Annotated in this window: 5 protein-coding genes; all 5 read left to right on the top strand. The window is 64.5% G+C overall.

From position 1 onward, the window contains the following. Positions 1-259 precede the first annotated feature (259 nt). The gene (locus A5777_RS13915) at positions 260-1549 is read left to right on the top strand and encodes an MFS transporter (RefSeq protein WP_442903047.1); all 1290 of its coding nucleotides are present in this window, start codon (positions 260-262) and stop codon (positions 1547-1549) included. Positions 1550-1651: 102 nt separating this feature from the next. Further along, positions 1652-2110: a DoxX family protein gene (locus A5777_RS13910; RefSeq protein ID WP_064863112.1), complete on the top strand. Its 459-nt coding sequence runs from the start codon at positions 1652-1654 to the stop codon at positions 2108-2110. A gap of 55 nt (positions 2111-2165) precedes the next feature. Continuing rightward, positions 2166-3959: a SulP family inorganic anion transporter gene (locus A5777_RS13905; protein WP_064863111.1), complete on the top strand. Its 1794-nt coding sequence runs from the start codon at positions 2166-2168 to the stop codon at positions 3957-3959. Further along, positions 3956-5470, top strand: a complete 1515-nt coding sequence (locus tag A5777_RS13900; RefSeq protein ID WP_005205497.1) for an ATP-dependent DNA ligase — start codon at positions 3956-3958, stop codon at positions 5468-5470. The genes A5777_RS13905 and A5777_RS13900 overlap by 4 nt, the downstream gene beginning before the upstream one ends. A 456-nt stretch (positions 5471-5926) precedes the next feature. Next, positions 5927-6217, top strand: coding sequence for a GIY-YIG nuclease family protein (locus A5777_RS13895; RefSeq protein WP_064863110.1), 291 nt, complete (start codon positions 5927-5929; stop codon positions 6215-6217). Positions 6218-6308: the final 91 nt, after the last annotated feature.

Below are 6308 nucleotides of genomic sequence, written 5' to 3'. Positions count from 1 at the left end.
CCGCGCGGGGGCCGCCCCGCAACTCCGCCTGGTGTCGCAGACCGGTCCTACCGAGGCACACTCTCCGGCGGTTCCCCCCCCGCCAACTGAGCTCGGAAACACGGCCTAATGCCCCGAAAACCTACCCACCTGCGAAGATCCCGATGGGCGGGCGCGTAACCTCTCCGCGGTGAGTGAAGCCACTGCCCCTGCAACGGGTTCTGCGCCCGTCGACCCCACTCGACCCGCAGTTCCGCGTAGCCGCATCGTGATCGCATCGATGGTCGGCACAAGTATCGAATTCTTCGACTTCTACATCTATGCGACTGCCGCGGTCCTCGTATTTCCGACGCTGTTCTTCCCGAAGGGCAACGACACCGCCGCGCTGCTCTCCTCGTTCGCAACGTTCGGTCTCGCATTTGTCGCGCGGCCGATCGGATCGGTGTTGTTCGGACACTTCGGAGATCGCCTGGGCCGTAAGGCGACCCTGGTCGGTTCACTACTCACGATGGGTATCGCCACCTTCGCGATCGGGTTGCTGCCCACGTTCTCCCAGATCGGTTATGCCGCACCGGCTCTGCTCGCGCTGCTGCGGTTCTGCCAGGGCCTCGGACTCGGCGGCGAATGGTCGGGGGCAGCACTGTTGGCCACCGAGACCGCAGAGAAGGGCAAGCGCGCCTGGGCGGCGATGTGGCCGCAGCTCGGTGCGCCGATCGGCTTCTTCTTCGCCAACGGCATCTTCTTGCTGCTGATGCTCGGAATGGACTTCGACGCCAAGAGCGCTGCGACCAACCACGCATTCCTGACCTGGGGTTGGCGAATTCCGTTCCTGGCAAGCGCAATCATGGTGGTCATCGGGCTCTACGTGCGGTTGAAGCTCACCGAGACGCCCGTGTTCGCCAAGGCAGTCGAAGAGGGCAAGAAGGTGCGCGCGCCGTTGGCCGAGGTCGTCAAGACCAGTTGGCGTCCGCTGATCGCCGGCACGTTCATCATGCTGGCCACGTACACGCTCTTCTACATCGTGACCACGTGGACGACCTCGTACGGAACCGGCAAGGTGACCGACGCGTCGGGCGTCAAGCTCTCCATCAGCTACGTCGACTTCCTTGGGCTGCAGCTTATTTCGGTGCTGTTCTTCGCAGCGTGCGTGCCGCTCTCGGGATGGCTCGCCGACCGTTATGGCCGACGCGTGGTGCTCTTGGTCATCACCGGTGCGATCGTCATCTTCGGATTGTGCTTCGGATGGCTGCTCAACCCGTCGTCGGTGACCGACGGCGTGATGCTGGGCTTCCTCGTTTTGGGTATGGCGCTGATGGGACTGACCTTCGGGCCGATGAGCGCGATCCTGCCGGAGCTGTTCCCGACGAACGTGCGCTACACGGGATCTGGGATCGCCTACAACGTCGCGTCGATCCTCGGCGCTGCCGTTGCGCCGTTCATCGCGACGTGGCTGGTTGCCGACTTCGGTGTGGCGTGGGTCGGTGTGTACCTCGCGGTGGCCGGAGTACTGACGCTCCTGGCGCTGTGGTCGGTCAAGGAGACGCGGTCGGTGGACTTGTCGGAGGTCTGAGCGTCGGGGTCTGAGTGCAAGGCATCTGAGCGCCGAACGCGATTCCCTCGGAATCGGGTTTCTGGGGTTGCGATGCGGGAACCAGACCTTCATAGTTAGGCAATGCTTACCTCACTTGAGAAGGTCGCGCCGTGGGCGATCGGCCTATTTCGTATCGTCATCGGCTTCCTGTTCTTCTGTCACGGCGCGTCGACGCTGTTCGGATGGCCGGTCGCGCCATACGGCGGCGAGACCGCAGCGTTCGGGGCGTGGCCGTCGTGGTGGGCCGCGGCAATTGAGCTGGTCGGCGGCATCCTGGTCATGCTCGGACTCGGCACTCGCGTTGCTGCGTTCATCGGTTCCGGTGCGATGGCCGTCGCCTATTTCTGGAAGCACCAGGGCGACGGTCTGCTGCCCATAGCGAACGAGGGCGACTCGGCCGCGCTGTACTGCTGGGCGCTGTTCCTGTTGGTCTTCATCGGCTCGGGGCGTCCCGCATTGGAGAACGTGCTCGTACGTAAGCGAGCTGAACAGTCCGACGCCGCAGCTTCGCAAGGCTCGGCAGTGCGCACCGCTGCCTGATCAACGCGGGTAACGTCAGCGGGGTGATCGAACCGCTGAGCTGGGGCGAACGGCAGTGAGCGGGACGCGGGCCGCCGGGTCGGAGCGTGCGTTCTCGACGTCGCTGAAACGCTTGCTGCCACCCGCGTTCCGTGGTTACCAGCGCGGGTGGTTGCGGGCGGACGTCCTTGCGGGCATCACGCTCGCGGCCGTCGCCATTCCGGAATCGATGGGCTACAGCACAATTGCCCACGTTCCGGTGGTTGCGGGAATCTATACCATCATCCTTCCGACAATCGTGTTCGCTGTTCTGGGTGCGTCACGGCTCATGGTGACCGGTGCCGACTCGGCGACCGCGGCGATCATCGGATCGGGCATCGCGGGCATCGGAGTCGCAGGCCTGCAACCGAACTCGGCGGAGTGGTTGGGTTTCGCGTCATTGATCGCAATCGTGACGGGACTGATGCTGGCAGTGGCCAGGATCGCGCGACTTGGGTTTCTCGGCGACTTCCTCTCCACCGCTGTGCTCGTCGGCTTCCTCGCAGGCACCGGGATCAGTGTGCTGACCGGGCAGATTCCCGGCATGCTCGGGATCTCCGGTAGCGATGGTCGGATATGGGAGCGTTGGGAACACCTTGCGCGCGAACTCGGCTCCATTCGATGGACCGCGGTGGCGTTCGCCGTTGCGACGCTGGCGTTGCTGATCGTAGGCAAGCGGTGGGTGCCCCGCCTTCCGATGCCGGTCATCGTTGTGGTGGCGTCGATCGTGCTGGTATACGCCTTCAACTGGTCCGATGATGTGCCGGTGATCGGCGAGTTGCACGGCGGTTTTCCCGAATTCGGACTTCCCGACTACGTCACGTGGCGCGACATACCGAAGGCCGCGACGGTTGCGATCGGCTGCGCGGTGGTCATTCTCGCCCAAAGTGCGGCCACAGCACGAAGTTTCGCGCAGCGTCACGGAGAGAACGCCGACGTCAATCGCGACATCGTCGGACTGTCTGCGGCCAACATCGTGGCAGGGTTCTCGTCGACATTCGTGGTCAACGGCAGCCCCACCAAAACCGAACTGCTCGAATCCGAACATGGTCGGACCCAAGTCGCCAACATCACGATGGCGCTCATCGCGCTGATCGTCGTGGTCTTCTTCGACGGCGCGCTCGCCTACATGCCACACGCCGTGCTGTCAGCGATTGTCGCGGTGGTGGCGGTGCGGCTGATCGACATCGACCAGTTCCGTCGAATGTGGCGGGTGTCGAAGTACGACTTCACCATTGCCCTCCTGACCGCAGTGGTGGTGCTGGTTCTCGGCGTGCAGAACGGCGTGGTCGTTGCGATGGGAGTGTCGCTTCTGGCGATAGTGCGCAGACAGTATCGTCCCGAGCGGTTCGTGGTCGGGGTATCCGACCATGGGCGTCGTCGACGATACGAGTCGGCCAAGCCGGGTGCCGAGTCGATGCCAGGACTCATCGTGTTCCGCTACGACGCGGATCTGTTCTACGCCAACGCCAGTCGCTTCTCCGATGAGGTGGCCGCGCTGGTTCGGGCGGCACCGCACCCGGTGCGTTGGCTGATACTCGACTGCACAGTGATCGGCGACGTCGATTACACGGCCTCGGTCATGCTGAAGGATCTGATCACCTTCGTGCACAAGCGGAATGCTCATTTCGTCCTCGCGGGCGTGGATCCCGAGCTCGGGGACACACTTTCCGACGAGGGAGTGCTCTCGGAGCTGAACTCCGACCACGTGTACCCGACGGTCGGCGCCGCGGTACGTGCGTACGAGGCGGCGTATCCCGACGCGGTAGAAGCGGCACGGTCGGAGGGCTCGTCGGATGTATCGCCGGATGCATGGAAGCAGGAGTCGTGAAACTCGGGCAGGTCGTGGAAGCGTCGGCGCAGATGGCTGCGACCCGGTCACGCAAGCTCAAGACAGCCGAATTGGTTGAGCTCCTTGGTGCTGCGTCGAAGGATGAACTACCCATCGTGGTCACATGGCTCTCCGGCGAGGTGCCGCAGGGCAAGCTGGGGGTCGGCTGGCGATCGCTGGTGAACCTCGATGTGGACGGTGCCGAGGAGTCGAAGCTCGACGTGATCGATGTCGACGACGCGTTCGAGCAACTCGCCGCGGCCAGGGGAGCGGGGTCGGCAGCAGTCAGAAACAGCGTGTTGACAGGGCTTTTCGCGAACTCGACGCCGCCCGAACAGGACTTCCTGCGACGGTTGCTGACCGGTGAACTGCGGCAGGGATCGTTGGCAGGGTTGATGGTCGACGCGGTGGCGCAAGCGACGGGTCAAGACGTCGATTCGGTGCGGCGCGCGCACATGCTGACCGGATCACTATCGGAGACAGCGGTATTGGCCGCACATGGCGGCGACGAGGCGTTGCGTGGAGTGCGGCTACAGGTCGGACGCGCGATCGCACCGATGCTCGCGACTCCCGCCGACGACCTGCCGAGCGCGCTTGCCGACCTCGGCCCCGACGTCGTTGTCGACTTCAAACTCGACGGTGCACGAATTCAGGTGCACCGTAACGGCGGTGAGGTACGGGTGTTCACCCGCACGTTGCGGGACGTGACCGATAGGGTGCCCGACCTTGTCGAGGTTGTGCTCGGGTTGCCCTGTGAGACAGTCATTCTCGATGGTGAAACACTGATGCTCAGTGACGACGGCCGGCCGCGACCGTTCCAGGAGACCATGAGCCGGTTCGGGTCTGCCGCAGACGAGGCGAATCCTCAACTGCTGCAACCGTTCTTCTTCGACTGCCTGCATCTCGACGGCCGCGATCTGATCGACCTGCCGCTGTCGGAGCGACTCGCGGCACTGGATTCGGTGGGTTCGGGTCTCCGTATTCCCTCTGTGGTCGACCCCGATGTCGAAGCGGCACAAGCACAATTCGCAGCGGCCATAGCGGAAGGCCACGAAGGGGTCATGGTCAAGTCGCGCAGCGGTGTGTACGCGGCGGGCCGTCGTGGGCGGACGTGGCAGAAGGTCAAACCGGTGCACACTCTTGACCTCGTGGTACTCGCCGCCGAGTGGGGATCGGGGCGTCGACGAGGCTGGCTGTCGAATCTGCACCTGGGCGCACGCGACCCCGACGGCGGGCCGCCAATGATGGTCGGCAAGACGTTCAAGGGCCTGACCGACGAGATATTGCGTTGGCAGACGGAGGAGTTCCCCAAGTACGAGGAGTCGCGTACGGAGTGGGCGGTGTTCCTGCGTCCGGAGATAGTCGTGGAGATCGAACTCGACGGCGTGCAGCGCAGTTCAAGGTATCCGGGCGGGGTTGCCTTGCGGTTCGCCAGGGTGCTGCGGTATCGGCCCGACAAGACCGCCGCCGACGCCGACACCATCGACGCCGTGCGGGCGCTGCTGCCGTAGGGGGCGCTCGGCGGCCGAGCCACGCTTCGCTGGTCGAGCTTGTCGAGACCACCCCACCGCTGGTCGAGCTTGTCGAGACCACCCACCCCGCCGGTCGAGCCTCCACCCGCTGGTCGAGCTTGTCGAGACCACCCACCGCGCTGCCGAGCCACACACCGCTGGTGATTTCGACTCGGCTGCTCGCTCCGCTCGCGGCCGGCTCAATCAGCGGAAGGGCCCCGCGCCAGCCTCCGCTGGTCGAGCTTGTCGAGACCACTCTTCGCCGGCCGATCCCTCCCGCCGCTGGTGATTTCGACTCGGCTGCTCGCTTCGCTCGCGGCCGGCTCAATCAGCGGAAGGGCCCCGCGCCAGCCTCCGCTGGTCGAGCCTCTACCCGCTGGTCGAGCTTGTCGAGACCACCAAGCGGCCTGTGGATAGAGAATCTCGGCAGCAGATCTGTGGGCGCATAGTTGTCGGATGAGCGGCTACATGTACATCCTCGAGTGCTCTGACGGCAGCTACTACGTGGGCAGCACACGGAACGTCGAGTCCAGAGTCGAGCAGCACAACTCCGGGCAGGGGAGTCGCTACACGCGCTGCCGGCTGCCAGTTCGGCTTGTTTATCAACACGAATGCTCGACCATCGCAGAGGCGTACGCGTTGGAGAAGCGCGTCCAGAACTGGTCCCGTGGGAAACGGAAGGCTCTCATTGCTGGGGATTACGTGCTGCTGCAACAACTCTCACGCAACCGACAAGGCGGGGCGTAGGTGCTCGCAGCGGGGTGGTCTCGACAAGCTCGACCAGCGAGCGGCGACGGGCGTCAGCCGCGGTAGCCCAGGCGGCGGCTGACCGTGTCGG

The sequence above is a fragment of the Gordonia sp. 852002-10350_SCH5691597 genome (assembly GCF_001665715.1).
Taxonomy (GTDB): domain Bacteria; phylum Actinomycetota; class Actinomycetes; order Mycobacteriales; family Mycobacteriaceae; genus Gordonia; species Gordonia sputi.
The sequence above is the reverse complement of the archived record's forward strand: the minus strand, read 5'-3'. Positions and strand labels throughout refer to the sequence as shown.

Coding starts and splice junctions, on each gene's coding strand:
- A5777_RS13915 (WP_442903047.1), top strand. CDS start 260: ATGGTCGGCACAAGTATCGAATTCTTCGACTTCTACATCTATGCGACT.
- A5777_RS13895 (WP_064863110.1), top strand. CDS start 5,927: ATGAGCGGCTACATGTACATCCTCGAGTGCTCTGACGGCAGCTACTAC.
- A5777_RS13910 (WP_064863112.1), top strand. CDS start 1,652: ATGCTTACCTCACTTGAGAAGGTCGCGCCGTGGGCGATCGGCCTATTT.